The organism is Streptomyces sp. NPDC058371 (genome assembly GCF_042723265.1).
Taxonomy (GTDB): domain Bacteria; phylum Actinomycetota; class Actinomycetes; order Streptomycetales; family Streptomycetaceae; genus Streptomyces.
On the sequence record NZ_JBHXJC010000001.1, the window covers coordinates 663,149 to 689,613 of the forward strand.

General features: G+C 70.4%; 24 protein-coding genes and 2 pseudogenes. 14 read left to right on the top strand and 12 right to left on the bottom strand.

Translation table 11 applies throughout. From position 1 onward, the window contains the following. Positions 1 to 18: 18 nt before the first annotated feature. The 3 genes from ACFWM2_RS02885 to ACFWM2_RS02895 form a co-directional block, all read right to left on the bottom strand. Positions 19 to 1,137: a mechanosensitive ion channel family protein gene (locus ACFWM2_RS02885; RefSeq protein ID WP_383272296.1), complete on the bottom strand. Its 1,119-nt coding sequence runs from the start codon at positions 1,135 to 1,137 to the stop codon at positions 19 to 21. Positions 1,138 to 1,378: 241 nt separating this feature from the next. After that, positions 1,379 to 2,143, bottom strand: coding sequence for a crotonase/enoyl-CoA hydratase family protein (locus ACFWM2_RS02890; RefSeq protein WP_383272298.1), 765 nt, complete (start codon positions 2,141 to 2,143; stop codon positions 1,379 to 1,381). 88 nt (positions 2,144 to 2,231) lie between these two features. After that, positions 2,232 to 3,194, bottom strand: coding sequence for a YbhN family protein (locus ACFWM2_RS02895; RefSeq protein WP_383272300.1), 963 nt, complete (start codon positions 3,192 to 3,194; stop codon positions 2,232 to 2,234). Between the two features lie 282 nt (positions 3,195 to 3,476). Here ACFWM2_RS02895 and ACFWM2_RS02900 point away from each other — a divergent pair, with 282 nt between their 5' ends. Both ACFWM2_RS02900 and ACFWM2_RS02905 read left to right on the top strand, forming a co-directional pair. Next, positions 3,477 to 5,387: an ABC transporter ATP-binding protein gene (locus tag ACFWM2_RS02900; protein WP_383274095.1), complete on the top strand. Its 1,911-nt coding sequence runs from the start codon at positions 3,477 to 3,479 to the stop codon at positions 5,385 to 5,387. Between the two features lie 110 nt (positions 5,388 to 5,497). Continuing rightward, positions 5,498 to 6,001: a VOC family protein gene (locus ACFWM2_RS02905; protein ID WP_383272302.1), complete on the top strand. Its 504-nt coding sequence runs from the start codon at positions 5,498 to 5,500 to the stop codon at positions 5,999 to 6,001. 154 nt (positions 6,002 to 6,155) lie between these two features. On the opposite strand, the gene ACFWM2_RS02910 is transcribed toward ACFWM2_RS02905, so the two are convergent. From ACFWM2_RS02910 to ACFWM2_RS02920, 3 genes and pseudogenes are all read right to left on the bottom strand, one after another. Continuing rightward, positions 6,156 to 7,331, bottom strand: a complete 1,176-nt coding sequence (locus tag ACFWM2_RS02910) for a glutathione-independent formaldehyde dehydrogenase (protein WP_383272304.1) — start codon at positions 7,329 to 7,331, stop codon at positions 6,156 to 6,158. A gap of 317 nt (positions 7,332 to 7,648) precedes the next feature. Beyond that, positions 7,649 to 8,767 carry a hypothetical protein gene (locus ACFWM2_RS02915; protein WP_383272306.1) on the bottom strand — a complete coding sequence of 373 codons (1,119 nt, stop codon included), beginning with the start codon at positions 8,765 to 8,767 and terminating at the stop codon, positions 7,649 to 7,651. Between the two features lie 196 nt (positions 8,768 to 8,963). After that, a pseudogene (locus ACFWM2_RS02920) lies at positions 8,964 to 9,260 on the bottom strand (PucR family transcriptional regulator); the annotation flags it as partial. Between ACFWM2_RS02920 and ACFWM2_RS02925 the strand changes: the two are divergent. The 6 genes and pseudogenes from ACFWM2_RS02925 to ACFWM2_RS02950 all read left to right on the top strand — a co-directional run. Continuing rightward, positions 9,254 to 9,601, top strand: a pseudogene (locus tag ACFWM2_RS02925) (NAD(P)/FAD-dependent oxidoreductase); the annotation flags it as partial. The pseudogenes ACFWM2_RS02920 and ACFWM2_RS02925 overlap by 7 nt on opposite strands. Positions 9,602 to 10,174: 573 nt before the next feature. After that, on the top strand, positions 10,175 to 11,074 hold the full coding sequence (locus ACFWM2_RS02930; protein ID WP_383272308.1) for an ABC transporter ATP-binding protein: 900 nt from the start codon (positions 10,175 to 10,177) through the stop codon (positions 11,072 to 11,074). Next, a complete protein-coding gene (locus ACFWM2_RS02935) occupies positions 11,071 to 11,919 on the top strand; it encodes an ABC transporter permease (RefSeq protein WP_383272310.1) in 849 nt (282 codons plus the stop codon). The genes ACFWM2_RS02930 and ACFWM2_RS02935 overlap by 4 nt, the downstream gene beginning before the upstream one ends. A 13-nt stretch (positions 11,920 to 11,932) precedes the next feature. Then, on the top strand, positions 11,933 to 12,913 hold the full coding sequence (locus ACFWM2_RS02940) for an LLM class flavin-dependent oxidoreductase (protein ID WP_383272311.1): 981 nt from the start codon (positions 11,933 to 11,935) through the stop codon (positions 12,911 to 12,913). Further along, entirely contained in the window at positions 12,906 to 13,541 is a 636-nt protein-coding gene (locus ACFWM2_RS02945) for a flavoprotein (RefSeq protein ID WP_383272313.1), read from the top strand. The genes ACFWM2_RS02940 and ACFWM2_RS02945 overlap by 8 nt, the downstream gene beginning before the upstream one ends. Further along, on the top strand, positions 13,538 to 14,467 hold the full coding sequence (locus ACFWM2_RS02950; RefSeq protein WP_383272315.1) for a hypothetical protein: 930 nt from the start codon (positions 13,538 to 13,540) through the stop codon (positions 14,465 to 14,467). Before ACFWM2_RS02945 ends, ACFWM2_RS02950 begins: the two co-directional genes overlap by 4 nt. 131 nt (positions 14,468 to 14,598) lie before the next feature. On the opposite strand, the gene ACFWM2_RS02955 is transcribed toward ACFWM2_RS02950, so the two are convergent. From ACFWM2_RS02955 to ACFWM2_RS02965, 3 genes are all read right to left on the bottom strand, one after another. Continuing rightward, on the bottom strand, positions 14,599 to 15,021 hold the full coding sequence (locus ACFWM2_RS02955) for a transposase (RefSeq protein WP_383272317.1): 423 nt from the start codon (positions 15,019 to 15,021) through the stop codon (positions 14,599 to 14,601). A gap of 572 nt (positions 15,022 to 15,593) precedes the next feature. Continuing rightward, complete coding sequence (locus ACFWM2_RS02960; protein WP_383272319.1) at positions 15,594 to 17,030, bottom strand: M16 family metallopeptidase; 1,437 nt, start codon at positions 17,028 to 17,030, stop codon at positions 15,594 to 15,596. 3 nt (positions 17,031 to 17,033) lie between these two features. Continuing rightward, entirely contained in the window at positions 17,034 to 18,347 is a 1,314-nt protein-coding gene (locus ACFWM2_RS02965) for a M16 family metallopeptidase (protein WP_383272321.1), read from the bottom strand. A gap of 193 nt (positions 18,348 to 18,540) precedes the next feature. On the opposite strand from ACFWM2_RS02965, the gene lxmK reads away from it, so the two are divergent. From lxmK to ACFWM2_RS02990, 5 genes are all read left to right on the top strand, one after another. Next, positions 18,541 to 19,677 carry a class V lanthionine synthetase subunit LxmK gene (lxmK, locus tag ACFWM2_RS02970; RefSeq protein ID WP_383272323.1) on the top strand — a complete coding sequence of 379 codons (1,137 nt, stop codon included), beginning with the start codon at positions 18,541 to 18,543 and terminating at the stop codon, positions 19,675 to 19,677. After that, a complete protein-coding gene (locus ACFWM2_RS02975) occupies positions 19,674 to 20,654 on the top strand; it encodes a T3SS effector HopA1 family protein (protein ID WP_383272325.1) in 981 nt (326 codons plus the stop codon). Before lxmK ends, ACFWM2_RS02975 begins: the two co-directional genes overlap by 4 nt. Before the next feature lie 18 nt (positions 20,655 to 20,672). Next, the gene (locus tag ACFWM2_RS02980; protein ID WP_383272327.1) at positions 20,673 to 21,008 is read left to right on the top strand and encodes a transposase; all 336 of its coding nucleotides are present in this window, start codon (positions 20,673 to 20,675) and stop codon (positions 21,006 to 21,008) included. Between the two features lie 255 nt (positions 21,009 to 21,263). After that, positions 21,264 to 21,452: an LxmA leader domain family RiPP gene (locus ACFWM2_RS02985; protein ID WP_362023257.1), complete on the top strand. Its 189-nt coding sequence runs from the start codon at positions 21,264 to 21,266 to the stop codon at positions 21,450 to 21,452. 284 nt (positions 21,453 to 21,736) lie between these two features. After that, complete coding sequence (locus tag ACFWM2_RS02990; RefSeq protein WP_383272329.1) at positions 21,737 to 21,937, top strand: LxmA leader domain family RiPP; 201 nt, start codon at positions 21,737 to 21,739, stop codon at positions 21,935 to 21,937. Positions 21,938 to 22,011: 74 nt separating this feature from the next. Here ACFWM2_RS02990 and ACFWM2_RS02995 read toward each other — a convergent pair whose 3' ends face one another. The 3 genes from ACFWM2_RS02995 to ACFWM2_RS03005 form a co-directional block, all read right to left on the bottom strand. Then, the gene (locus ACFWM2_RS02995; protein ID WP_383272331.1) at positions 22,012 to 22,365 is read right to left on the bottom strand and encodes a transcriptional regulator; all 354 of its coding nucleotides are present in this window, start codon (positions 22,363 to 22,365) and stop codon (positions 22,012 to 22,014) included. Then, positions 22,362 to 22,832, bottom strand: a complete 471-nt coding sequence (locus tag ACFWM2_RS03000) for a hypothetical protein (protein ID WP_383272333.1) — start codon at positions 22,830 to 22,832, stop codon at positions 22,362 to 22,364. The genes ACFWM2_RS02995 and ACFWM2_RS03000 overlap by 4 nt, the downstream gene beginning before the upstream one ends. 202 nt (positions 22,833 to 23,034) lie before the next feature. Next, entirely contained in the window at positions 23,035 to 23,355 is a 321-nt protein-coding gene (locus tag ACFWM2_RS03005) for a hypothetical protein (protein ID WP_362023246.1), read from the bottom strand. Positions 23,356 to 23,876: 521 nt separating this feature from the next. Between ACFWM2_RS03005 and ACFWM2_RS03010 the strand changes: the two genes are divergently transcribed. After that, positions 23,877 to 25,649, top strand: coding sequence for an ABC transporter ATP-binding protein (locus ACFWM2_RS03010; protein ID WP_383272336.1), 1,773 nt, complete (start codon positions 23,877 to 23,879; stop codon positions 25,647 to 25,649). The last annotated feature ends 816 nt before the right edge of the window (positions 25,650 to 26,465 follow it).

A 26,465-nucleotide genomic window follows, 5' to 3' on the forward strand; every position in this document is an offset into this window, starting at 1 on the left:
ACTCCGCCCTGCACTCACCTACGACCGCTTCGCCGGGCCCACCCGCTGGTGCGGAATACCGGCCTCGGGGACCACGGTGTCCAGGACGACGGCGTCGGGAAGGGCCGAGCCGCCCTGCTGCAACGCGACCGTCCGGGTGGGCGCCGGAATGCGGATGCCCTCCTCCCGGTAGCGCTTGTGCAGCCGCTTGATGAACTCGTGCTTGATCCGGTACTGGTCGCTGAACTCGCCCACGCCGAGGATGACGGTGAAGCTGATGCGCGAGTCGCCGAAGGTGTGGAAGCGGACCGCTGGTTCGTGCTCGGGGACCGCGCCGGTGATCTCGGTCATCACCTCGGCGACGATCTCCGTGGTCACCCGCTCGACGTGCTCCAGGTCGCTGTCGTAGCCGACGCCGACCTGCACCAGGAGCGTCATCTCCTGCTCGGGGCGGGTGAAGTTGGTCATGTTGGTGCCCGCGAGCTGGGCGTTGGGGATGATGACCAGGTTGTTGGAGAGCTGCCGGACCGTGGTGTTGCGCCAGTTGATGTCGACGACGTAACCCTCCTCCCCGCTGCTGAGACGGATGTAGTCGCCGGGCTGGATCGTCTTCGAGGCGAGGATGTGCACGCCCGCGAAGAGGTTGGCGAGCGTGTCCTGGAGGGCCAGCGCCACCGCGAGACCACCCACGCCCAAGGCCGTCAGCAGCGGGGCTATCGAGATGCCCAGCGTCTGCAGCACGACCAGGAAACCCATCGCCAGCACCACGACCCGGGTGATGTTGACGAAGATCGTGGCCGAGCCGGCGACGCCCGACCGGGACTGGGCCAGCGCCCGGACCAGACCGGTGATGAGCCGGGCCGCGGTGAGGGTCACGGCCAGGATGAGAAGCACGGTCAGGACCCGGTTGACGTTCCGTCCGACCGAGGCGGTCAGCGGCAGCGCGGTGGCGGCCGCCGCGGCGCCCCCGGCCATCGCCGCCCAGGGCACCAGGGTCCGCAGCGCGTCGACGAGGACGTCGTCGCCGCTCCAGCGGGTGCGCAGCGCGTGCTTGCCCAGCCAGCGCAGCAGCATGCGCAGCAGGATCCCGGCCGCGAGGCCCGCGGCCAGGGCGATTCCGGCGACGATCAGGTCGTGCGCGGTGAGGGGGCGGGTCACCGGACACCTCCCGTGCGACCGTGGGGAAGGCCCGCGGGCCGTATGTGCTGTGTCGTCACTTGCCACCTGCTCGAATCCGGGGAACACACGATCATGCTCGGACGGGTGTTCGCCGTCCGGAGCGACCGCTCATCCTGCCGCATTCCGGCGACCGTCCGTCACCAGGCCGGTGCGGACCGGCCATTGACGCTCGGGTGCCGTTTCCGGTGCCGATGCCCGGCCACCCGGGGCGCCGTTCGCCTCAGAGCTCGGAGAACGACCCGTGCCGGCCCGCCCCGGCCGTGAAGCGGGCGGCGCCCTCCAGTCCCTCGGCCAACACGCCCATTCCGTACCGGAGTTCAACGCGCATGGCCGCAGACTCCACCAGACCGTCCTGGTCGAGGACCGAGGCCCGGTCGCCCCGCAGACAGGACTGCGGGAAGCCGGCGATGGCGGCGGCGAGCTCCTCGGCCTCCGCGCGGGCGCGTCCGGTCGGCACGATCCGGTTGGCGAGACCCATCTCGTACGCCTCGGGCGCTGCCACGGCCCGACCCGTGAGGATCATGTCCAGCGCCCGGCTCGTGCCGATCAGCCGGGGGAGGCGCACGGTGCCGCCGTCGATCAGCGGAACGCCCCAGCGGCGGCAGAACACCCCGAAGACCGCGTCCTGTTCGGCCACCCGCAGGTCGCACCAGAGGGCCAGTTCCAGTCCGCCGGCCACCGCGTGGCCCGCGACCGCCGCGATGACCGGCTTCGACAGCCGCAGGCGGGTGGGGCCCATCGGCCCGTCGCCGTCCTCCGCCACCCGGTTGCCGCGCTCGGTCCCGACCGCCTTGAGGTCGGCGCCCGCACAGAAGGTGCCGCCCTCGCCCCACAGCACCGCGACCCGGGCCGACTCGTCCGCCTCGAACTCCCGGAACGCGTCGGCGAGTTCCACGGCGGTGGGGCCGTCCACCGCGTTGCGGGCCTCGGGGCGGGAGAGGACGACCGTGGTGACGTACCCCTGGCGTTCGATCCGTACCGGCATGCGCTGACCCTCTCTCCGCGGCGAGGCCAGCAGGTTACTCCCGGGTCACCCCGAGGTCGTGCCGCCCGGACAGGCCCTGGGGTGCGCCTCAGATGACCTTCAGTCTCAGCAGGGCGCCGAGGGTCAACGCTCCGGGGAGCAGTGGCAGCCAGACGGTGATGATCCGGTACCCGAGGACCACCGCTGTCGCCGGCGCGACCGGAGCGCCCGCCGCCACGAGCGTGACGATCAGCGCGGCCTCGACCGAACCGATGCCGCCCGGGACCGGGACGAGCGCGACGGCCACCGTCGCCGCGAGATACGCGACCACGATGTGCGCGGGCGGCACCGGCAGGCCCAACGCCCGCCCCACCGCGGCCAGTCCGGCTGCCTGGAGCGCCGGGAACGCGAGTGAACCGCCCCACAGCGCCAACGCGCGGGCCGGGCGGGTGTGGACGGAGCGGGCCTCGCCGAGCGCGGTCCGCAGGAAGGACCACACCGCGGTGCGCAGCCGCCGTACGAGCAGGAGGGCCGCGACGGCGGCGCAGAGCCCGGCGCCTGCGGCCAGCGCGAGCGGGCCGGCCGCCCCCGATGGCACCAGGGGTCCGACGTGCAGCGCGCCCGGGAAAGTGATCAGCAGGGCGAGCAGCAGGCCCACGCGCGTGATCGACTCGGCGAGCAGATAGAGCGCCAGCGCGGCCGACGAACGGGCCAGCGGGACGCCGCACACCGTCATGAAACGGAGATTGACCGCTCCGGCCCCGAGGCCCGAGGGCAGCAGGTGGTTGGCAGCGCCGGCCGCGAACTGGGTGGCGAGCAGCCGGCGTGCGGGCAGCCGCTCGACGACCGCGCCCTGCCGGGTGAAGGCCGCCGCGACCCACGTGAGACACGTCGCCGCGGCCGCCGCCACGAGCCATGGCCACTCGGCGCCCCGCAGCTGCCCGAAGCCCTCTTCGAGCACGGACCGGTGGCGCACCGCGACCAGTAGCACAAGGACAAGCGGAAGCAGGCACAGCACCTGCCGGACCGGAACGCGTCGGGGGAGCCCCTGGGGGAGTTGAACCGCAGTCACATCGGGAGAGGTTTTCCACACCGCACCAACGTGGGGTTGCGGGGGCGAGGACGGCGTCTGACACGCCGGGCAAGGCGTGGTGGGAAGCGATGCGAGGGCGCCGGAGGGCGACACCGGGCCGGTGCGCGGCGGGCGGTGGGGTGTCCTGGGAGAGGGAATCGCCGCCCGGAGAGGTGTCCCGGGGGAGGGAATCGCCGCCCGGAGAGGTGTCCCGGGGGAGGGAAGTGCCGGCCCTTTCTTGACCTCAAGGTTGCTTGAGGTCATAACGTCTCTCCCATGAGCATGGAGACCACAGCCTGGACCCAGTTGCACAGCGTCATGAACGCTCAACAGGAGCGTCGCCCCTTCGCCCGCGCGACCTTGCGCCGTATCGCCACCTTCGCCCGCCCGCACCGCCGCCGGATCAGTCAATTCGTGCTCCTCAGTGTGGGGACGGCGCTGCTCGCCGTGGCCACGCCGGTGCTGGCGGGGCGCGTGGTGGACGCCATCGTGTCCGGCGGCGACGAGAGCACGGTCGTACGCCTTGCCGTGCTCATCGCGGTCATCGCACTGGCCGAGGCGGCGCTGGGCATCCTCGGCCGCTGGCTGTCCTCGACCCTCGGTGAGGGGCTCATCCTCGATCTGCGGACGGCTGTCTTCGATCATGTGCAGCGCATGCCGGTCGCGTTCTTCACACGTACTCGTACGGGCGCGCTGGTCAGTCGTCTCAACAACGACGTGATCGGTGCGCAGCGTGCCTTCAGCAACACGCTGTCCGGAGTCGTCAGCAATGTGGTGACGCTGGTGCTCACCCTCGCCGTGATGCTCACGCTGTCCTGGCAGATCACCCTGCTCGCCCTGGTGTTGCTCCCGGTGTTCGTGATCCCCGCGCGCCGGACGGGCAGCCGGATGGCCAAGCTCCAGCGCGAGGCCGCGGACCTCAACGCGTCCATGGGCACCCGGATGACCGAGCGCTTTTCGGCGCCCGGCGCCACGCTCATCAAACTCTTCGGACGACCCGGTGACGAGTCCGCCGAGTTCGCGGCACGTGCACAGCGCGTGCGGGACATCGGGGTGCGTACGGCGATGGCGCAGTCCGCGTTCATCACCGCGCTGACGCTGGTGTCGGCCCTGGCCCTCGCCCTCGTGTACGGCCTCGGCGGCTGGTTCGCGCTGCGCGGCAGTCTGGAGCCGGGTGCCGTCGTCTCGCTGGCGCTGCTCCTGACCCGCCTCTACGCGCCGCTCACCTCACTCGCCGGAGCGCGCGTGGAGGTCATGAGCGCCCTCGTCAGCTTCGAGCGCGTCTTCGAGGTGCTCGACCTGAAGCCGCTCATCGAGGAGAAGCCGGACGCCCGTGAGGTTCCCGCGGGCCCCGCGTCCGTCGAGTTCGACGGGGTCCGGTTCGCCTACCCCTCCGCCGACAAGGTCTCCCTGGCGTCCCTCGAAGAGGTCGCCGCCCTCGACACCCGCGGCGGCGCCGAGGTCCTGCACGGTGTCTCCTTCCGCGCCGAGGCCGGCCAGACCGTCGCACTCGTCGGCTCCTCCGGCGCCGGCAAGTCGACCATCGCGCAACTGCTGCCGCGGCTGTACGACACCGACGAGGGCGTCATCCGCATCGGCGGCGTCGACGTCCGCGACCTGAGCGCGGAGTCGATGCGCGAGACGCTCGGGATGGTCACCCAGGACGGTCACCTCTTCCACGACTCGGTACGCGCCAACCTGCTGCTCGCCCGTCCGGCCGCGACCGAGGACGAGCTGTGGGACGTACTGCGCCGCGCCCGTCTGGAGGACCTCGTACGGTCCCTGCCCGACGGCCTCGACACGGTGGTCGGTGAGCGCGGCTACCGGCTCTCCGGCGGTGAGCGCCAGCGCATGACCATCGCCCGGCTGCTGCTCGCCCGCCAGCGCGTCGTCATCCTCGACGAGGCGACGGCGCACCTGGACAACACCTCGGAGGCGGCCGTCCAGGACGCGCTCACCGAGGCGCTCGCGGGGCGCACGGCCGTGGTCATCGCCCACCGGCTGTCGACCGTGCGCGCCGCCGACGTGATCCTCGTCGTCGAGGCCGGGCGGATCGTGGAGCGGGGCACGCACGAGGAACTGCTCGCGGCGGACGGGCGGTACGCGGAGCTGTACCGGACGCAGTTCGCGAAGGCGGGCACGAGCCGGGAGGACCTGACGGAGGTCGCGGAGGCCGAAGAGGCGGTGGCGTAGGCGGCTGCCGGGTGCCGTCCCGGGCAGCCCTCATGAGGACAGCATCCGGCCTATTGCCGCCCTACGGTGAGCAGCGTCCGCGCACACGACATGCAGGGAGGAACATCACCGTGACCGTCAAGGCGATCCCCGAGGGCTACTCCACCGTCACTCCCTGGATCATCTCGACCGACGCCGCACGGCTCATCGACTTCCTCAAGGAGGCGTTCGACGCTGAGGAGTTGGGGCGCCTGGAGGGAGTGGGCGGACGCATCGACCACGCCGAGGTGCGCATCGGGGACGCGGTGGTGATGATGTTCGACCGGCACTCGCCCGACTGGCCGGAGACCCCCGCGTTCCTGCGCCTCTTCGTCGAGGACGCCGACGCCGTGCACCGGCAGGCGGTCGCGGCGGGCGCCACGTCGGTGACCGAGGTGACCGAGCTGTTCTTCGGGGACCGCGTCGGACGGGTGCGTGACCCGCTGGGCAACCTGTGGTGGATCCAGACGCACGTCGAGGACGTCAGCCCCGAGGAGCAGCAACAGCGGTTCACCAAGCCGGAGTTCGCCGAGGCGATGGAGTACGTCCAGAACGCCGAGTTCTTTCCGGGGACGGGCCGCGGCACCGGAAGCTGACGCGGCGGCCCGGCGCGCCCGCGTCTCCCGGTTCCGGTCTTGCCGGGGCCTCACGCGTGGGGGCCCGGAGCGCCGGCCATCGCCGACGGGCAGATCGCCGCCTGTTCCCCCGGACCGGTCCGGGGGAACAGGCGGGACGGTGGCCCCGAGTCGGTTACCGCTTGTGGCCGTTCCCGTGTCCGTCGGGATGCAGGACCACCTTGGTCCAGCCCTCGTCACGGGCGTCGAAGTGCTCGTACGCCGCGGGGGCCTCGTCCAGGCTGAGTTCGTGGGAGACGACGAAGCTCGGCTTCGCCTTCCCGCCGGCGATCAGATCCCGCAGCGCCCGGTTGTACCTCTTCACCGGCGCCTGCCCGGTGCCCATGCGCTGGCCCTTGAACCACATCATGCCGAAGTCGATCGGGACCTTGCCCTGCGCCTCCAGCTCGCCCTGGGCCTCCGCGCCGCCGGGGTCCTGGGGCAGGAACACGCCCACCACGCCGATGTCGCCCGTGAACCTGACCGAGTCGATCAGGCCGTTGAGCGTGAGGCTGGCGTCCTCGTGTCCCTCGGGGTCGTGCGCCTGGTAGCCGACGCACTCACAGCCGTTGTCGGCGCCCAGACCGAGGGTGGCCTCCTTGAGGACCTCCGCCGGGTTCTCCTCGGCGATGTTGATCGGGATGGCCCCGATCTCCTCCGCCTTGCGCAGCCGGTCGGGCTGGTGGTCGGCCACCCAGACGCGCCCGGCGCCCTTGAGGAGGGCGGAGTAGGCCGCCATCAGCCCGACGGGGCCGGCCCCGAAGACGATCGTCTGGTCGCCCGGTTTGACGTGGGCCATCTCGGTGGCGTGATAGCCGGTGGGAAAGATGTCGGCGAGCATCACATAGTCGGTCTGCCGCTCGGCGGCGTCCTCACCCAGACGCAGCGCGTTGAAGTCGCCGTAGGGCACGCGCAGCAGTTCCGCCTGGCCGCCCTGGTAGGGGCCCATGTCGGCGAATCCGTAGGCGGCTCCGGCAAGGGCCGGTTCCGGCTGCATGGTCAGGCAGTAGTTGGTCAGACCCCGCTCGCACTGCTTGCAGAAGCCGCAGGCGATGTTGAAGGGCAGGACCACATACTCGCCGACCTGGACCTTGCGGACGGCCGAGCCGACCTCCACGACCTGGCCCATGTTCTCGTGTCCCAGAGTGCGGCCGGACTCGAACGAGGTGCGGCCCTCGTACATGTGCAGGTCCGAACCGCAGATGTTGGTAGTGGTGATCTTGACGATGATGTCGCAGGGGTGTTCGATCTTCGCGTCCGGCACGTCCTTCAGCGTGACCGTCCGCGGGCCTTCATATACCGCTGCTTTCATGATCGCTTCCTTCGGTGCCGCGGCATGGCCGCAGCACGGGAGCGATGGAGACGGCGTACGGAGCCTGACTCCCGGGAGTTGGTGCGACGGGGTCCATGGCTCCGGCATGCCTCTGTGGGCTGTTCACCCGGTTCAGGTGGAACGGTGATGCCGCCGTGAGTGTGCCCGGCGGGGCTTCCGCGCTCCGGCGGCGTGCCGTCCGAGTCCCCGTCGGCCCCCGTCGCGAAACAGCCACGCACCGATCGATCAGCGGAATCCTCGTACGCGGACGACCACCAACCACCAATCACCAACGCATCCCCGGCTCAGGTCGCCGGCTAGTCGCCGGCGTCGTCCTGGAGCATGTGACGGCGTTCCTGTTCGCGCTTGGAGTAGGCGGCTGCCCGGATCGCCTCATCGCTCTCCAGGCCTGAGCCCAGCGCGCCACCCACCGTGGCGACCGAAGCGACGAACCAGGACAACGTCCAGTATTCCGAGGCGTGAAGCGGGCTTCCTGTCGTGGAGGCGAACACGTGGCCGTTGAGGATGAACAGGGCCCACACCAAATTGATGACGATCAGACTCACGTAGCAGACGAGCACCCCGATACCCACGGTCATGACCGTCGAGGCGTTGTAGAGCCTCGCCCTCTGGCTCGCCTCCCGCGTGACCTCCACTGACCGATGCCACAGCTGTGCGTCCACGATCAGCCAGCCGATCATGAGCGCGACGGACCCGAACGTGGCGATCACGAGGCGTGGCGTGCTGAGGGACTCGGCCAGGTTCCAGACGGTGGAGTTCACCGTGGCGACCGCTCCCGTGGCGAGTGCGGCCGCCAGGGCTTTCGACAAGCCCGGCACCAAACGCCACGGCCGGTTGGCGCGGACCATACCGACGAGCACCCTCAGGTAACCGCGCGGTCCGCTGACGACGTACCGAAGATCAACGGTTTCCTCCTCACCGACCTGACCCGGGTGAACAGGCGTGAGGCGACCGACGAAGGGCCCCAACAGCGGCTTATTCTGCGGAGATCCCTCGGCCTCGGTGACCTGGCCCGCCAAGCTGAGCACGGCCTCTTCCACGGCCCGCCGGGCTCTCCTCTGCAGACGCCAGCCCCCCAGCGGAGGAAGGGACAGCAGGGCCAAGCCGTGTTCGTGACTCAGGTCCACCACGAGCTTGCGCCCGTGCGAGTGCAGCGGAAGGTCGGTGAGAGCCACGACGATGTCCCAGTTCTCCGCTCTTCCGCGCTCCATGATCCGGCGCATCAAGGTGGGCGGGTCCTCGGTCCCTGCGGTGAAGGGCTCACTGACCACCTTGACGTCGAACCGTCGTCCCTGGCCCGACTTGTCGGCGAGCCGAGCGGGAAGGATCCGGGCCATGCGCTGCGCGATCTCCGTGGGCGCGTCGGGATCCGCCAGGAGAGCCACGACCGTAACGCCCTGAGACGACACCCGCATGGCTCCTTCTCGTCGGCTGCCCCCGCGATCGCCCGTGCCCACAGGATGCCCCCGACGTATCGCCGACGCCGGGTGACACGCTGCCCCCTGCCGGCAGGCGCAGGCGATGCGGTCGGATCTCCTCGTCCTCCCCGTACAGGGCTGCTCGGCGGCGGGAACGCCTCGTCGAGGGCGTCGAGAGATCCCGCTCGAGGCATCAGCCGGGTCCGCCCAGCACGATCTTCCACACTCGGGTCGCCACCTGGAGGTTCAGCCGGTCCTCGACGTTCGCGAGGTCGTTGCCGCTGATGTGGCGGATGCGCTGGAGCCGGTAGCGCAGAGTGCTGCGGTGGATCGCGAGGGATTCCGCGGTCTCGTCGTAGTTGCCGCCGCAGCCGAAGTAACGGGACAGGGTCTCCACCATGGCCGTGTGATGCCGGGAGTCGTAGTCGATGAGCTGCCCGAGCCACTCCTGGACGAACGTCTCCAGTTCCCGGTAATCGTTGGCACCGCCGGCTCGCGGTACGGGGCCTGTTCGTCTTCATCGGCGCCGACCCCCACACCGAGTGGCTCGCGGGCATCATCGCCCTCGACTCCCGCGGCTTCGTCCTCACCGGCCCGGAGGCCCAGGAAGCCTGCGCCCACCCAGAGGTGTGGCACGGCCGCGGGCGCTCGTGCATGACCCTGGAGACCAGCCTGCCCGGGGTCTTCGCGGTAGGGGACGTCCGTAGCGGCTCGGTGAAGCGGGTGGCCTCGGCGGCCGGTGAGGGCGCGATGGCCATCCACTTCGTGCACCGTCACCTGGGCCACTCGGCCGCACCCGACACCACGGGCACGGCCGCTGCCGCGATCTAGAGATCGAACTCCCCGGCCCGAAGAGCAAGAACACCGACGTCGAGGCCAACGGTCCCGAACTCGTGGTCACCGGAGACATCGAGGAGCGGGAGCGCAAGGGCGTCCTGCGCCGCAGCAGCTGCAGCGTCGGAGCCCTTCGGGTACCACCCACAAGATCAAGGCCGTCATGCAGGACGGAGTGCTCAGCATTACCGTCCCCAAGGCCAAGCTGCCAGGCGTCGCCGGGTCCAGATCAGTGAGTCCGGCAGGGCGCACGCGAAGACGCGGCCCAGAGCGGCGGGCGGCGGGACCACCGCCGCCTGAGACCCCACCGAGCCGGCGCGGTCAGCTGCGCTGGGAGACGTTCGCTGCCAGCGGGCGGCCACACCCGGTGGGTTGGCTGCGTGAGGTGGGCGTCTTCGATTTGGCTGCCAAGAAACTGCGCGGGTGCATTACTTGGGAAACCGGCGGCCCGAAGCCGCGTTGTAGCTGTTCAGGGCCTATGTGCGGCGGCCGGAGGAGGACACCTCGGGGCTGGGCCAACTCGCCCCGGGAGTGCCGGCGAAGATCATTCCGTCGTTAGGGTCCAGCGATATGGCCCTTCCCTCAGCAGCGTCGCCGGTGACGGCAACGGCTTCCGAACCCGTCCCTCCCGCGATCCTCATCCGGGACCTGCGGATGCGCTACGGCGCGCGCGATGTGCTCCACGGAGTGAATCTGGAGGTGCGGCGGGGGGAGGTACTGGCGCTGCTGGGGCCCAACGGGGCCGGTAAGAGCACCACCATCGAGATCCTGGAGGGTTTCCGGCGGCGCTCCGGTGGAGACGTCAGCGTGCTGGGCACCGATCCCGAGCACGCCGACGCAGCCTGGCGGGCACGGCTGGGGATCGTCATGCAGTCCTGGCGCGACCACGCCCGGTGGCGGGTCGGGGAGTTGGTCGAGCACTTCGCGCGGTACTACCCCGACCCGCGCGACGCGGGCGAGCTGCTGGAGACCGTCGGGCTGTCGGAGCAGGCCGGCCAGGAGTGCCAGAAGCTCTCCGGAGGCCAGCGGCGGCGTCTGGATGTCGCTCTGGGCATCATCGGCCGGCCCGAGCTGCTCTTCCTCGACGAACCGACCACCGGGTTCGACCCGGAGGCGCGGCGCGACTTCCACACACTGGTGGAGCGGCTGAGCGCGGTCGAAGGCATGACGGTCCTGCTCACCACCCACGACCTCGCCGAGGCCGAGCGGCTGGCCGACCGCATCGCGGTGCTCGTCGCCGGTCGGCTCGTCGCCGCGGGGTCCATCGACGAACTGGCCGCGCAGATCCAGGCCGACGCCGACGTGCGCTGGTCCGAGGACGGCCGGCGGTGCCGGCAGCACACCAAGGACCCCTCCGCTCTGGTGTGGGACCTCCACACCCGGCTCGGCGGCCCCATCCCTGACCTGGAGGTGCGCCGGCCCACGCTGGAGGACACCTATCTGGGCATGCTCCACCAGGAGGAAGCGTGATCAGCCGACAGTCCCTTGCCGTTGGGCTGCACCGGGGGAGGACAGAACTGCGGCAGACGGCGCGCACCCCGCGCGAGTACCTGGGCCATCTGACCAATCCGGCGATGTTCCTGCTCACCGCGTCGTTCCAGACCGGCACCATCCCCGGCAGCCCGGTACCTTCCTCGCGCATGGTGATCGCCGGAAGCGTCGCCGCGCTCCTCGCCATGATCGCGATGGTGTGGCTGCCGCAGCAACTGGCCACCGAGCGCGAGGACGGCACGCTGCTGCGCCTGCGCGGCACGCCCGGCGGCATGACCGCCTACCTCGTGGGCAAGACGGTGATGGTCCTCGCGATCGCCGGCCTGAGCACCGCGCTGCTGCTGGCCGGAGGCGCGCTCACCACCGACTCCGGTTTCCCCCGGAGCGCGGACCAGTGGGGCACCCTGCTGTGGGTGACCACGCTGGGTCTGGTCGCGCTCTCCCTGCTCGGCGCCGCGGTCGGCGCGATGCTGCCCAACCCACGCCAGGCCCTGGCCTGGGTGATGATCCCCATGCTCGGACTCCTCTTCATCTCGGGGATCTTCTTCCCGGTCACGAGCATGCCGCGATGGCTGCGGATCACCGGCGAGGTCTTCCCCCTGAAGTGGATCGCCCAGGGCATCCGTTCCGCCCTCCTGCCCGACAGCGCGCTGGTGGCAGAGACCGGCCAGAGCTGGCAGCACTGGCAGACCTTCGGCGTGCTCGGAGCGTGGACCCTGCTGGGGCTGCTGCTCGCTCCGCGGCTCCTCCTGAAGTCCTCACGCCGGGAGTCCGGCAGCCGCCTGGCGGCGCGCCGTGAACTTGTCGGCCAACGTTCCTACTGAGAGGGGAGACCCCGTGACCTCCACGCACAACACCAGCATCATGTACCCGATCCAGCCCTCCAGCACCGGGCAGATCCTGCCCTTCGCCCGGCTGTTGCAGCGCCGCGGCGCGGGCCGGCTGTGGCTGGGCCAGTCCCTGCGGCTTGACACCCACCAGCTCTTCGCGGCCCTGGCCGGCATGGGGTACCGCATCCCGATGGGCAGCGGGGTGACCCTCGCGCCGCTGCGCCACCCGTACGACGCCGCCGTGCAGGCGCGGTCGGTGGCCGCGCTCAGCGACGCCCCCTACGTGGCCGGCATCGGCCCGGCCGCACCGGAGTTCCAGGACTCCCTGCTTCCCGAGCGCTACGCCAAGCCGCTCACCGCGATGCGGGAGTACATGACGTCCATGCGCGAGCTGCTGGACGGCGGACTCGCGCGCCGCGACGGCGCGTACCACTCCATCGACGCCCAGCTCATCGCCCTGGACGCCCCGCCGGTCGAACTCGGCCTGGGCGTGCTGCGCCCGCGGATGGCCACGACGGCCGGGGCGGTCGCCGACGTCGCCGTCACCTGGATGACCCCGGCGCACTACATCGCTGACACTCTCGTGCCAGCCCTGGCCAAGGGCGCCGCGGCGGCGGACCGTGCCGCGCCGCGGGTGGCGACCGTGATCCACGTCGCCGTCGCCCGCCCCGGCCGCGACATCCGCCTGGCGGCCCGCCGCGGCGCCGGCGCCCACCTCAGCGCCGCCCACTACACCGACATGCTGCGCCGCGCCGGCGTCCCCGCCTACGCGCACGACCCGGACGCCGGCGCGGACGCCCTGGTCGACGCAGGGGTGTTCGTCGCCGGAACGCCCGACGAGATCGCCGCCGAACTCCACCGCTACCGGGAGAGCGGCGTCGACGAGGTGGTACTCAACCCGGCAGGCGTCATGCACATCGAGGGTCTGGGCGCCGTCATGACCGACCTCCAGGACATCCTCGCCGCCCTGGACCGCCTCCATGGCTGAGAACGCGCCCCCGCCCGAAGGACCGGCACCGGACTTCGGCGCCCGCAGGGTGCTCTTCGCGGGCACCGGCTCCCTCGGGGTGATGTTCATGCCGATGTGGCTCAACTGGCTGCGGACCGCGTACCCGGACATCGAAGTACGCACCATGCTCACCCGGTCCGCACAACGGTTCGTCACGCGTGACGCACTGACCGCGTTCGCGAGCGGAACGGTCCTGCAGGACGTCTGGCCGGACGAGCCGGACGAAGGCGCCACCCACGTCGAGCTCGCGCAGTGGCCTGACGCGATAGTCGTCCATCCGGCGACCTACAACTTCGTCAGTCGGCTGGCCCTGGGCGCCGCCGACACCCCCCTGCTGCTGGCCCTGCAGTGCACCCGGGCCCCCATCGCCATCGCTCCCGCGCTGCCTCCGGGCGGTGCGGAGTCGTACGGCTACCGCCGGCACGTCGCGGCACTGTCGGAGCGCCCCAACGTGACCGTGGTGCCCCCGCAGCCGGGCTACAGCGTGACGACCGGCCGCCCGGGCGCCACCGTGGCCACGCCGCTGCCCGCTGTCATCCCCGCCCTGGAGCAACTCAGGGCCCGTCTGGCGGCCGCCCCTTCACTTGGAGAGGAGGAGGGACGATGACCCAGCCGACCGCGTCCGCCGTGCAGGAGTTCGCCACCGGTTTCCTGCGCACCGCCATCCACCCCCACGGCCCGGGATACGTGTGGATCCGCCGCCCGGGCGACGACCGCCCCGTCCCGCTGAGCGCGCCCAGCGCGCCGGTGCGCGCCGCGCTCACCGCGCTGCGCCCGGCCGGTCTGCGGCTCGCGCTCCCGGAGGCGGTCGGCGACGCCCTGCACTACCAGGTGCCAGGCCCGGTCCCGGTGGCGAAACTCTGCGTGGGCCGCGACCTGGGTCTTCCTCCCGGGCTGGTGGCCGGAGCCGTGTCCGGGACGGGCGCGGCGCTGCGCCTGCTGCACACCACGGTTCCGGCGTCCCTGGCCGTCTCCGGGCCGCCGGGCCCTGCCCGGCTGGCGTCCTGGATGCACGAGGGCAACGGGCCGCGAGCCGCGTCGGCCTTCCACACCATCGTCCGCCGCCAACTCGGCACCGCCCGGTGGAACCTGGTGCGGGAGTGGTGCCACGCCCTGGCCACCGACCTGAGCGGCGGGGTCTTCCTGCACGGTGCGCCCAGCCTGGGCTCGGTCGTCGTGGGGGGCGCGCCGGATGGCGGTTGCCTGCTGTCCGGTGAGGATGTGGCCCGCGGTCCCGCCGACTTCGATTTCGGCTGGCTGCTGGGGGAGTTCGTCGAATGGCGGATGACGCTGCAGCGCCGGACGCCGGGTCTGGACCTGGACCCGGACGACTTCCACACCGCTCTGGACGCCCTGGCCCGCGGCTATGGTGCGCCGGCCGATCCGGTGGTGGCCGGGCGGGTCGCGGTGCTGCGGGTGTTCACCCATGCCCATGACTTCGCCGCGTACATGGGGTGGCATCCCGAACTGCTCGAATACACCGTGAAGATCGCCGAGCTGATCGACGACGAGGGCGCCCAGGCCCTGCTCTGACCGCGGCGCGGCCCGGCGTCCGTACGACGATTGTGCCCCCCGGTGGCGACCGCCACCGGGGGGCACAGGTCATCCGCGGGCCGGACCGGCCTCACCCGTGTCGGGGCGGGCCGGCCGGGCGGGGATGTGGTTCATCTTCCAGCGCGTGTAGGTGCGCCGAGGGATTCCCAGGATCTGGCAGTACCTCGAGACGTTGATCCTGGCGTCCTCCCTGATGGCCTCGAGGTCTGAAAAGGGACCGTGCGGTACTCACCCGATTTACGCCGTACGCGCAGCTGGACGTAGGCTTCCCCGAGTGCGGTCTTCAGTTCCGTGATCTCGGAAAGGAGTTCGCGTTCCCGCTGGGCATTGCGGGACATTCCTCCTTCGAGGCCGGTGCGTCCGCCGTCGAGAAACTGTCGTTTCCAGTTCCCGATCGACTGCTCAGAGACGCTTGCGCGGCGGGCGGCCTCGGCGATCGTCCGGGATCCGGACAACACCTCGAGGACGATCTTCAGTTTTTCCGCAGCTGGCATTACCGGAGGGCGTGACATCGCCTCTCGTCTCCAATTCATAACGCGCGGGGCGCTGTTGAGTGCGCGTCCCGCGGTAGATCTGGCGGGGTGTCAGGCGGAGCGGCGGTCATTCCGTTCCGTCGGTCTGTCCCCGCGTGAGCTGCAGCGCCTGTGCGTCAAGGTCCAGGCCGACGGCCTGAAGACCCGACTCAAACAGGGCTGTGGCAGTTCACGAAGATGTGTGGGAATCCGAATACCTGCGACGGACGGTGTCCGTGCGGGCGCATGCCGATCCGACTTCTTGTGGCTTCATTTTTCCCCCTAGGAAAGACGGGTCAGGTCTTTCTTGTGAACTCGCATCTGTTCTGCCGGTTTGCGGCAGTGGTGAGGCGTCGCGACCGGGCTGTGAAAGATTGTCCGCAGCCCGGTGAATGCCTTGCGATATGAAGATCATATCCCTGGCTCATTGCGCAGGGCAACAAACTTGGGCCGTATTTGAGGTTGCGCAATGCGGACATATTGGACCGTTGTGCATGTGATGTCCCGTCCCCGTTTCCGTCGTGGACCGGTGGCTGGAAACGGCCGGCCACCGGAGCCGGGCGTTCACCGGCAAGCCGCCCGGCCGCAACCGGTCACGCCTTTGCCGCACCGTCCGCGACCTCGGCGTCCGCGATCTCGACCCCGCCGATCGCGCGCAGCCCGGAAGCCAGACGGTCCGCGTTCCCGACGATGACGCCGCTGAACGCGTCGGGATCGAAGAACTCCCGGGCCACCTGGGCGACCTGGTCGCGGGTGACGCCCCGCAGCAGGTCGGGGAAGGCCGTCACCCGCTCCGGCTCGTGCCCCAGGCACACCGCGGTGGCCACACTGCCGGCGAAACCGGCCTGGGACGCCAGGGTGAGCATCGTCATACCGACGGTGTACTCGCGCGCCGCGTCCACCTCCGCCGCCGACGGCGCCACGGTCGCCAGGCGCCCCAGCTCGGCCCGGATCTCCTGGTAGGCCGTCACCGTCGCCTGCGTGGCGGTGTCGGCGTCGGCCGTGAGCATGAGGCGGTCCAAGTGGTCCTCGAACCCCGCCTCCGCACGGTAGGCCAGTCCCTTGTCCTCCCGGATGTTGGTCACCAGCCGGGAGGAGAAATACCCCCCGAACACCAACGTGGCCAGACTCAAGGCCGGAAAGCGGTCATCGGTGCGTGCCACCGCCGGTCGCACGAGCTTGATCTGCGACTGCACCGCGTCGGCCCGTGGCACCAAGGCGACGCGCCCGGCGCGCAGCGGTGGCAGCGGCAAGGGCGCCGGCGACGGCCCGCCCGCGCTCCAGGAGCTGGTGGCCGAGGCCACCGACTCCACCGCCCCCTCCGGATCGAGATCCCCCACCAGCACCAGCACCGTGCCCCGCGGGCGCAGCCGCTCGTGGTGCAGGGCCCGCACCGCCGCGCCGGTGACCGCGGCGACCGGTGCGGGAAAGGGCACTTCCTGCAGCGCGGCCAGTTCGCCGTAGCAGTGCGCCACCAGGGCCTCCTGCGCGACCACCTGCGGCTGCGCGCGGATCAACGCGATCTGCCGCACCATCCGCTCGCGGACCGGCCCGATCTCCGCCTCGTCCGCGCTCCCCTCGGTGACCGCGTCGGCCAGCGCGCCCAGCAGGGTGTCGAGCGCGTGGCCGGGAGCGGACCCCGACACCTGCAGCCACTGCGAGGAGCGATGGGCGGCCAGCGTGACGCCGTGCCGGGCCATTTCGGCGTCCCGGCCCGCCACCTTGCCGCGCCCGCGCCGGAACAGGACGGTGGCCAGGACTTCGGCTGTGGCCGCGTGCGCGAAGGTGGCGCCGGCGAAGGGCACCGACATCCGCAGTTCGACCATCGGGGTGGAGGGCTGCCGGGCCGCGATCACCCGCAGGCCACCTGGCAGCACGGTGTCGGCCATCGCTGGCAGGCGGTGGCCGCGTCGGGCCTCCAGCGGCGGCAGCGCGCGCGCTCCGGCCGCGGTGCGGCCGATCTCCTCGGCGCTGCGATGGGCACGGGCGGGCTCCCCGGCGGGGGAGGGGACCAACGAGGTGACGGTCACGAGTCAGCTTCCTGACGGGATCGGGTGGAGGGACGGTGACGCGGCGGGGTGCAGGCTCAGCACGGCGCGCGCGTCCGGCCGCAGGGAGGCGGCGGCCTGCGCCAGGTCCCGCGCGCTCACGCGGGCGAGCCGGCCGGGCAGTTCACCGACGAGCTCGGCCTTGCCGAAGAGCACCTCCTGCGCCCCCAGGGCGCGGGTACGAGCCAGCAGCATGTCGTACTTGCGGTGCATTCCGACGCTGCTGAGGGCCGTGGCCCGCGCCAGCTCCTCCTCGGTGGGGCCCTGCGTCGCCAGCGCCGCGAGCTCCTGGTCCAGCACCTCCAGCAAGTGGTCCGTCGCGGTCTCCCGCGGATGCGTCGCCACGCACAGGAACGTCTCGGGATCCCGGGCCTCCAGCGCGCCGAACAGCCCGCAGCCGGTGCTCACATCGGTCACCAGGGGCGAGGGGCCGTGGATCATCCGCCGCCGGAGCCTTGACGACTCGCCCGCACCGGTGAGCACCACGCACAGCACCATGTGCGCCAGATAGGCGTCCAGGTCGCTGTTCGGATCCGGCATGCGGTAGCCGACGGCGGTGGCCGGCATCGGCGCGTGCGGGTCGGCGTGGTCGCCCCGCAGTTCGCGCTCGGGTGCCCGCTCGCTCAGGCCGACCGGAACCGGCGGGCGCCGTACCGGGACGTCGTGGAAGTGCCGGTGGACCAGCTCGGCTGCCCGGCCCGGGTCGATGTCGCCCGCGACGGTCAGCACCGCGTTGCCCGGCGCGTAGTAGCGGTCGAAGAACGCGGCGCATTCCTCGACCGTCGCCTGTTCCAGGTCGGTGAAATCGCCGTAGCCGTTGTGTGCGTTGGGATAGGTCCTGAAGAGCAGTCCGGGCAGCACGGTCCAGGGAAAGCCGCCGTAGGGTTTGTTCATGACGTTGAGGCGGATCTCCTCCTTGACCACGTTCACCTGGGTCCGCAGATCGTCCTCCGTCAGTTTCGGGGCACGCATCCGGTCGGCTTCCAGGAAGAGAACGCGCTCCAGTGCGGCGGACGGAACCACCTGGTAGAAATCCGTGTAGTCCTGGTGCGTCGATCCATTGGCGGTACCACCGGCCGCCTGTACATGACCGAAGTGCTCGGTCCTGGCCACGCTCTCGCTGCCCTGAAACATCAGATGCTCGAAGAGATGGGCGAATCCGGAACGGCCCCGGGGCTCGGACCGGAAACCGACGTCGTAATGCACGCTGACGCCCACCGCCGGAACGCCGGATATCGAGTAGAGAACGACCCGCAGGCCGTTGGGCAGCGTGAAACGGTGCAGGTTCTCAGGGGGCATGCCCGGTACCTTAGGGGACCGCGGCGATGCCAAGAAGGCCGCAGATAACCGGTTACTTTGGTCCGGAAAGCCGTGCCCGCACCGTTGCTGACGGCGCGTCTCCCCGGCGCCCCGGTCCGCCCCCACCCAAGGATGACGCGATAGTGAGCCATCTGTTGTCGGCGCCCGCGGACGCTTCCTACGCTCCGTGATCGTGATTACAGATCAAGAATCGAAGTCCCTCCCGACCCGCGTCCGCTTCGATCCGGTCCACCTGGACAAGGCTCCCGAAGTGGATGCGTTTCTCGGCCGGCTCGGACTGGGTTTCTTCGACGCGGACACCGTCGTCGCCCACATCGGCCGCAACGACAACTGGGCCGGCACCACCACCACCGGCGCCAAGGTCTTCGTCAAGCGAGTCGGCGGCGGCGACCCGGCGGACGTCCTGCGGCGCTACCACCGCATCCTGGCCTTCGAAACGATCGCGTCACGCCTGAGCGGCAGCGAACTGCGGGGTCCTGAACTCCTCGGCTCCGACGAGGAACACCGTCTGGTGGCCTTCACACGCCTGGAGGACGCCCAGTCGGGTTTCGAGCTCTCGACCGACGATGCCTTCGACGACGCCCTGTGCCGCCGGGCCGGCCGCATCCTCGGCATCCTGCACACGCTGCCGCTCGAACCCGGCACCTTGGACGACGACCCCCACCCGTCCCCGTCGATGGACCACTTCGACGCTCTGTCGCTGCCCGTCTTCATCCACTCGGCCTTCGCCGAGATCGAATCGTGGTCCCTGCTCCAGGCGGACGCCGAGCTGGCCGCCGCCCTGCACGAGCTGCGCCGCCGCGAAACCGCCGCGCCCCAGGTGCCCACGCACGGCGACATCCGCCTCGACCAGTACCTCCTGGCCGCCGAAGACCTCTACCTGAGCGACTGGGAGGAACTGCGCTCCGGCGACGCCGCCCGCGACATCGGTGGATTCGCCGGCGAGTGGCTCTACCGGGTGATCCAGGGCATCCCGAAGTCCATCAGCGAGGACCCCGGCCAGACCTTCGGCCGCGAAGCGACGCACGAGGACATCCTCGCCCACGGCGCGCGCGAGATCGACCGCCTGCGCCCCCGCATCGAAGCCTTCTGGGCCGGGTACCGCGAGACGCGCCCCACCCTGGACGACGGCTTCACCACACGTGTCGCCGCCTTCACGGGCTGGCACATGATCGACCGCATGCTGGCCGGCGCCAAGTTCGGCACCCGGCTGTCGGCCGGCGACCGCGCGGCCGCCGGCATCGGACGGACCGTCCTGCTGGCCCCGCAGAACTTCACCTCCGTACTCGGTCTGGAAGGCACCTCATGATGACCGCCCTGGGCCTCATCGCCCCTGAGATCTCGACAGCACTGGCCAGGACCGAGGTCGCCGCAGGCGGCCTGACCGCCGCCGTCGGCGAGAAGGAACTGGACGCCAAGACCCCCGGCGCTCTCGCCAAGCAGCTCGGTGACCTCTTCTACCAGGACCTGCACGCCGGGATGGAGGATCAGGACGACACCGCCCGGCAGCGCAGCCTGCGCGACGACGCGTTCGACCAGCAGCTCTTCGCCGCGATGCCGCACCGCACGAGCCTCGTCCCGGCCACCGTGGTCGGCGACGGCTCCCGGCCGGACACCGTGATCGTCCAACTCGACGGCCTGCGCGTCCAGGTCGCGCGCGACAGCATCACCGACCACCGGCCGGACGCCGCTTCCGCGCAGGTCACCCTGCGCATCCCCGCACAACGCCCCTCCCTGTCGACCGGCTTCTTCCTGACCGACGGCTCCCGCGGACGCGTCGGTGGCTCCCCGATGCTGCGCCTGTACTTCCACCTGACCCATGCCGAGGCGGCACCCAAGGCCTGGGGCACGGTGCTGTCTCAACTGGAGGCGCTGGGGCTGCGTTACCGGGCCAAGGTCACCTCGTCGCTGAAGCACTTCCCGCGCCGTGACGCGCTGGTGGTGTACCTCGGCTCTGACGCCTGGCACGCGGCCGCCGACATCGCCGCGTCCATCCGGGGCCTGCCTGGACTCGGCGACGCCACCTCGCCGTTCGTCCGCCGGATCGCCGACGGAGTGGGCGCAGCCTGGGAGCCGGACGACCCGCGTTCGGGCAAGGGCAGACTCAGCTTCGGGGAACATCGCTGCCAGGTACTGGCCGAGGCACTGGTGAGACATGCCGTGCGAGCCGACGGCGGTTCCCGTGAGGCCCTCATCGCCGAGGCGTACCTCAACGCCGGCGTGGACCCGCTCATGCCCGCCCGTAATCTGGACTCTCCCGTACTGCCGGGAATCGGCCTGGCATGACCACGGGTCGGTGAGCCGATGAACCACACCCCGCACCCTGTCCCGCCGGCACTGACGGCCGAGGACAAGGCCGGCATCGTCCTGAGCGTGCTGTCCGGCCGCGAGACCGTCGCGGAAGCCGCCGGGCGGCACGCCCACCTCTCCGAACGGTCCCTGCTGGACTGGCGTGAGGCGTTCATCGAAGGCGGGCTGCGCGAACTCCAGGGGAGCGCGGCCCACCGGCCGCCTCCGCGCGAAAGGCTGCTCGAGGCCGAGGCGGCCGAGCTGAAGAGCGCACTGGGCGAGGTCTGCCTCGAACTGAACGTATGGCAGGCCCTCAGGGCCTACCCGCGGTGCCATCCGGAGCCCGGATGACCGCCGTCCGCAAACCCCCCACTCCGCGGTGAGGGGTTTTCGCGGTCCCGGGGTGGTTTCCCGGATCGGCCGTTCCCAATTTTGAAAGGGTGGAAGTGTGAGCCAATTCCTGTGGATCGGGCGATAATTTCGCAGGTCGCGTGGGTCCTGGCAAAGTCTCCAATAATTTTCTCGTAGCGCGGACGACGGAATGTGCGGTCGAATGGGTTCAGAGCGGGAAAGCCCCCGCTCCACACCTCACATCGAAGGAACGTCATGAACACCGCAGACCAGCTCCTGACCGGCTATACCGCCTACACCAACGCCCAGGAATTCGGCGCCAGCGCGGAGGCCCAGGCCCCGGCGACAACGCCCACCGTCACCGTTTCCTCCCCCGAGTGCGTCTACTTCTCCCTCGGCGCGTCCGCCGGTAGCATCGCCAGCACCAAGGCATGGGGCTGCTGACCCAGCAACACTGATTGACCAAGTGGGTGTCCGCCATAACAGGCGGACACCCACTTCTGCGTTATGCGGAACCGGGCGATTTCTGCCAGGGAGGCGCGGCCCCAACTTTCCAGCCGCGATATGTGGGCAACGAAGTTGGGTTCCGTCGCGGAAAGCGCAGGTCACGGAGCCGTCATTGCCAAATATGCATAAGATTTCCGTGGTTGCGCCACCGGGAATGTGGTCGAATGGATCTCGGGCAGGAAAGATCCGGCCCATCTCGTTGGATTCAGTGAAGGAATCTCATGAACACCGCAGACCAGCTCCTCGCCGGCTACACCGCCTACACCAACGCCGAGGAGTTCGGCGCCAGCGCCTCGGCCGACGCCCCCGCCACCACCCCGAGCGTCCTCAGCTTCATCGGTGGCTCCAGCGGCGGCTGCGGCGCGGCTGTCAGCGCCATCTCCGGTGCCGGCGTCTCCGCCACGGCGCACTGGGGCTGCTGAACCCCCACCTGCCTGCTCGCAGGCAGTGCTCCACCGCTGGGCGCCTGTGCCCCTTCAGGCGCCCAGCGGCACTTCTATGTCCGCTCCCCGTCGCCGGCACCGGCGCCCGGTTCCTCCGCTCCGGCACGGCGGGCGGCTCCGGCCAGCGCCTCCAGGGCGGCCAGGTGCGCGGCGAGCGCCTTGCGGCCGGTCAGGGTAAGAGCGACCCAGGTGCGGGGCCGCTTGCCGAAGTAGCCCTTGCGGACGCTCACGTAGCCGGCCTTCTCCAGCGCGGCGACCGTCTTGCTCAGTACGGAATCGGTGACCCCGCAGTAGTCCCGCACCGTGCTGAACTCGGCCTCAGCGCAACTGGAGAGGAACGCGGCCACTGTCAGTCGGGTGGGGTGGTGGATCTCCTTGTCCAGGCCGGGCGGGCCCGCGTCGGTCACGACGCCTCCCGGGCACCGGCGCGCCCGCGGCCGGCCTGCAGACAGGACACCGCGCCGGCCACCACGCCGAATCCGGCGAACGCTCCGGCCGTACCGAAGAGGAGGGCCCCCACCAGGCCCGCGGCGAAGGGGATCAAGGGCAGGACCCACGCGTGCCACGCGGTCCCGCGGTTGCGCCGGGCGAACCACGGTGCGACTCCGGAGGCGTGCTGCACCCTCCAGGTCACCACGAGGAAGGTGCCCGCGCAGAGCAGTGCGGCCGCGAGGATCCAGCCCTCCCACCGGGGCCATACCCGCGCCAGGCCGAAGCCGCTCATGGCCGCGGCGAGCAGCAGGCCGTGGGCGGCGGGATACCAGGCCGGTACCGACCGCGCCGACTGCCGTGCCGCGTTCTCGGCGGCCCGCGCGGCGCGCAGCGCCGCGGCGGCGGACTCGGCGCTGGGCCGCATCGCTCCTGAGGTGTTCATGGGTTCTCCGGCTTCCGTACGACGGGGTGCGCTTACTCATGCCAGACTGGCATCTACTTTCCAATCTGGCAAGTAATTTCCGTCTCGGCGTGTCCGGGCTGACGAGAGCCCCGCCGGGAACGGATCCCGGCGGGGCTCTCGTCAGCGCAAGTGCGCAGGTGAACGCCGACCCTGAGCACGATTCACCTACGACAGGCGGACGTCACGCCTGCTGGGCGAGCTTCGCCTCCCGCGCCAGCTCGGTGGCGGCCACCAGGCTCAGCCCCGGCAGTTCCTGGCGCAGGGCCCGTATCGCCGCCACTTCGTGGGCTACGGGGTCCACGCCGTCGCGCTCCAGGATCGCCCGGGCCCACCGCACCCGCGGCTCCCCGCCCCGCTCGGCCAGCTCGTCCAGGATCCGCGCGGCCCGCCGCAGCCCGGGAGCCTCGTCGGCGGGAGCGTCCGACAGGGCCTGGCGCATCGCGTCCCGCGCGTCACCGAGATCGCTGAGCGCAATCAGGTGCACTTCCTTCTTGTTGAACATTCCCGTTCCTTCTCTCTCGCCGGCCGTCCGCGATCGCCGCCCGGAGAAATGCCGGACGGATGAACTCCCGGCCACGCTACAGGCTGCCCCCCGGGGCCCCCTCCGCCGCGCAGAAGAATCCCTTTTTCGGCACCAACTTTGCGGCGCCGCCACCTGAGCCAAAGTATTGGAGGGCCAACGCTGCACGGCAGTTGGCCCCGGCGGGCTAAGGATAGGAGTTACTTTGCCGCGCAAGCGTGTGGTGGACTGACTCAGGCTCGAGCGCGGACGGTGGAAACGGGTCCTCGTCATGACACCGCAGAGGAATTCGTGCATCACGAGAACGGCCTCCGGTTGCATACAGCGCCGTCCTGGGAGGACGGTGCCCTACTTGCGGTCGCCGCCATTGCCGGTATCTCGGCCATGGCAGTGAAAGCGCGCCTCCCGCTGACTCTGGTTCTCCGTCATATGTCCGGGACGGCGAACTCCAGGACACCGCACCGCTGAACACGATCCCTTTTCACACGAGGTGGAACAAGCGCATGTCAGTCGCCCGCGACAAAACCGCCCCCGGCCTGAGACTGGGTGCCGACCTCATCAGCGGCGCCTGCCTCCCATTGGCCGTCGCAGCACTGCTGGCGCTGATATCCGCTGCCGCGACACTGGTCGTGCCTCTGATGGTCAGAGACCTCGTCGGAGCCCTTTCCGGCACCGGCGGGCTCGTCCGGCCGGTCACGTTGATGACCGCCGTCGCTCTCGCCGGCGCCCTCGCCGCCACCGTCTCGGGCTACCTGCTCGCCCGGGTCGGCGAGAAGATGATCCTCCGCCTGCGCTCCCGCGTCATGGAGCACACCATGCGCCTTCCGCTGCGCGAGGTGCGTACGCAGGGCCCCGGCAACCTCGTTGCACGCGTCACCTCCGACGCCATGATGCTCCGCTCCGTCATCGACGTCGGGGCGATCCAACTGCCGCTGTCCGTCATCACCGTGGTCGCCACCCTGATCGTCATGAGCATCCTGGACTGGGTCCTCGTGCTGATCACCGTGGGGTCCTTCGCGCTGGCGGGCGCCGTCATCGGCCTGGTCATCGTCCGGGTGCGCCGCAGCATCAACGCTCAGCAGACCGCGCTCGGCGAACTCGCCCAGCGTTTCACCGCCACGCTCGCGTCCCTGCCCACGATCAAGGCTTACCGCGCGGAGGCCCGCACCACCCAGGGCCTGGCCCAGGACGCCTCCGACCTGACCGACTCCACGCTCCACAGTGCCCGCCTGCAGTCCCTCATCGGCCCGGTGATGGGCCTGGGGCAGCAGATCGCCCTGGTCAGCATCATCCTCGGCGGCGGTGCCCGCATGGCCTCCGGCGACCTGACCATGCCGGACTTCATCGCCTTCCTCCTCTTCCTGCTCCAACTCGTCGCCCCGGTCGCCGTCGTCGCCTCCAGCATCAGCCAACTCCAGGCCGGCCTCGCCGCACGCTCACGCTTCGACGACCTGCTCTCCCTGCCGCAGGAGGCCGCCGGCACGGCCACCACCAGCCCGGTCCCCGTTCAGGGCGCCCCCGGCGTCGAGTTCGCCGACGTGGCCTTCGCCTACGACGGCGAACCCATCCTGGAAGACCTGACCTTCTCCGCCCCCCGACGCGGTCTCACCGCCCTCGTCGGGCACTCCGGCGCCGGCAAGTCCACCGTCCTGACCCTGGTCGAGCGCTTCATGCACCCCGACCAGGGCGTGATCCGCGTCCTGGGTCAGGACGTTGACGACTGGCCTCTGAACGACCTGCGACGCCGGGTGGCCTACGTCGACCAGACCTTCACCCTGCTCGAAGGCACCGTCCGCGACAACCTGCTGCTCGGCAGCGATACCCTCCTCGGCGACGACGCCCTGCTGAACGCCCTCGATGCGGTGGCCCTGCGCGACGAGGTCCTGCGGCTCCCGAACGGCCTCGACACCGTCCTCGGACGCGCCGCCGACCTCTCAGGCGGCCAGCGCCAGCGCCTCGCCCTGGCCCGCGTCCTCCTCACAGACGCCGACGTGGTCCTGCTGGACGAACCGACGTCGCAACTGGACAGCATCAACGAGCAGCGCCTGCGCGATCTGGTCACCCGACTCGCCCAGGACCGAGCCGTGTTGGTCGTCGCCCACCGGCTCTCTACCGTCCAGCACGCCGACCACGTACTCGTCATGGAGTCCGGCCGCGCTCTGGACGCCGGAACGCACCCGGAATTGCTCGCACGCTGCCCGCAGTACCAGGACCTGGTCCGCAACCAGCAGTGGTCGGCGGAAGCACACACCGTCCCGCAGGGCGTCCCCGCCTAGTACCCCAACAGCCCTCTGATGCCAGGAGCCGTCGAACTTCGGCCACGGTGAGGGGCGCAAGGCGGGAACCGTTTCTGCTGCACCTTTTGCCGTGGCGTCGGGGGCGGCAGACGCTTTTGCCGATCAAGATCTGGCTTCTTCGCCCGATGGCTGACGACCATTGTGCGTCTCCGCGCCGCAGGCGAACCGCCGGGATCTATGGAGTGATGTGCCCTGGCCGCCGCAGGGCCAGACTGAGGGCGTCGGTGCCCAGACGCCACTTGTTGTCGGCGACGACGGCCATGGTTGCGCCGCTACCAGTGTTCGCTCGCCTTTAGGTGCCCCGGGAAGTGACTCGCCCTATGCTCCTCAGGTTTCTGATGCATCGTCAGGTAATTCGGATTTGTTCAGCATCAGGCCTCGCCTCTTCCGGGACGGATGTCCGATCAGGTACTCGGTCGGCAATGTCACAACAGCCCGCTTCGCACGGAGGCCTAGGCAGGGCGCCTGCTCGTCGGGGTGGGGCGATGTAGCTGACAACGTCGACTCCGAGGCGTGCCAACGTAGGGTGAAGGCCCCCTTGACCTGCAAAAAGCTGGCAGGAAGCCGTCTTCTTGGGGTCCAAAGTGCTGCGTGGAGCGCAGAGCCTCCCCGGCTCAAACCACAGCTGTATACCGCCCGGGCCCGAGCGGCACAAGGCCGTTACCGCACGCTGGACCTCGGCCGCCCGGGGATCGTGCTCGTCCACCGGGCGAGTGCCAAAGGGCTGGGCTTCGACACCGTCGTCATCCCCGACACGCATACAGACGCGGCGGTCGATCCCACGTCGGCCGCCCT

Bases quoted from the DNA above. Each gene is read 5' to 3' on its own strand.
- ACFWM2_RS02890 (WP_383272298.1), bottom strand. From the start codon at position 2,143: ATGCCGGTACGGATCGAACGCCAGGGGTACGTCACCACGGTCGTCCTC.
- ACFWM2_RS02900 (WP_383274095.1), top strand. From the start codon at position 3,477: ATGGAGACCACAGCCTGGACCCAGTTGCACAGCGTCATGAACGCTCAA.
- ACFWM2_RS02910 (WP_383272304.1), bottom strand. From the start codon at position 7,331: ATGAAAGCAGCGGTATATGAAGGCCCGCGGACGGTCACGCTGAAGGAC.
- ACFWM2_RS02915 (WP_383272306.1), bottom strand. From the start codon at position 8,767: ATGCGGGTGTCGTCTCAGGGCGTTACGGTCGTGGCTCTCCTGGCGGAT.
- ACFWM2_RS02930 (WP_383272308.1), top strand. From the start codon at position 10,175: ATGGCCCTTCCCTCAGCAGCGTCGCCGGTGACGGCAACGGCTTCCGAA.
- ACFWM2_RS02945 (WP_383272313.1), top strand. From the start codon at position 12,906: ATGGCTGAGAACGCGCCCCCGCCCGAAGGACCGGCACCGGACTTCGGC.
- ACFWM2_RS02950 (WP_383272315.1), top strand. From the start codon at position 13,538: ATGACCCAGCCGACCGCGTCCGCCGTGCAGGAGTTCGCCACCGGTTTC.
- ACFWM2_RS02955 (WP_383272317.1), bottom strand. From the start codon at position 15,021: ATGAATTGGAGACGAGAGGCGATGTCACGCCCTCCGGTAATGCCAGCT.
- ACFWM2_RS02965 (WP_383272321.1), bottom strand. From the start codon at position 18,347: ATGCCCCCTGAGAACCTGCACCGTTTCACGCTGCCCAACGGCCTGCGG.
- ACFWM2_RS02975 (WP_383272325.1), top strand. From the start codon at position 19,674: ATGATGACCGCCCTGGGCCTCATCGCCCCTGAGATCTCGACAGCACTG.
- ACFWM2_RS02980 (WP_383272327.1), top strand. From the start codon at position 20,673: ATGAACCACACCCCGCACCCTGTCCCGCCGGCACTGACGGCCGAGGAC.
- ACFWM2_RS02985 (WP_362023257.1), top strand. From the start codon at position 21,264: ATGAACACCGCAGACCAGCTCCTGACCGGCTATACCGCCTACACCAAC.
- ACFWM2_RS02990 (WP_383272329.1), top strand. From the start codon at position 21,737: ATGAACACCGCAGACCAGCTCCTCGCCGGCTACACCGCCTACACCAAC.
- ACFWM2_RS03000 (WP_383272333.1), bottom strand. From the start codon at position 22,832: ATGAACACCTCAGGAGCGATGCGGCCCAGCGCCGAGTCCGCCGCCGCG.
- ACFWM2_RS03005 (WP_362023246.1), bottom strand. From the start codon at position 23,355: ATGTTCAACAAGAAGGAAGTGCACCTGATTGCGCTCAGCGATCTCGGT.
- ACFWM2_RS03010 (WP_383272336.1), top strand. From the start codon at position 23,877: ATGTCAGTCGCCCGCGACAAAACCGCCCCCGGCCTGAGACTGGGTGCC.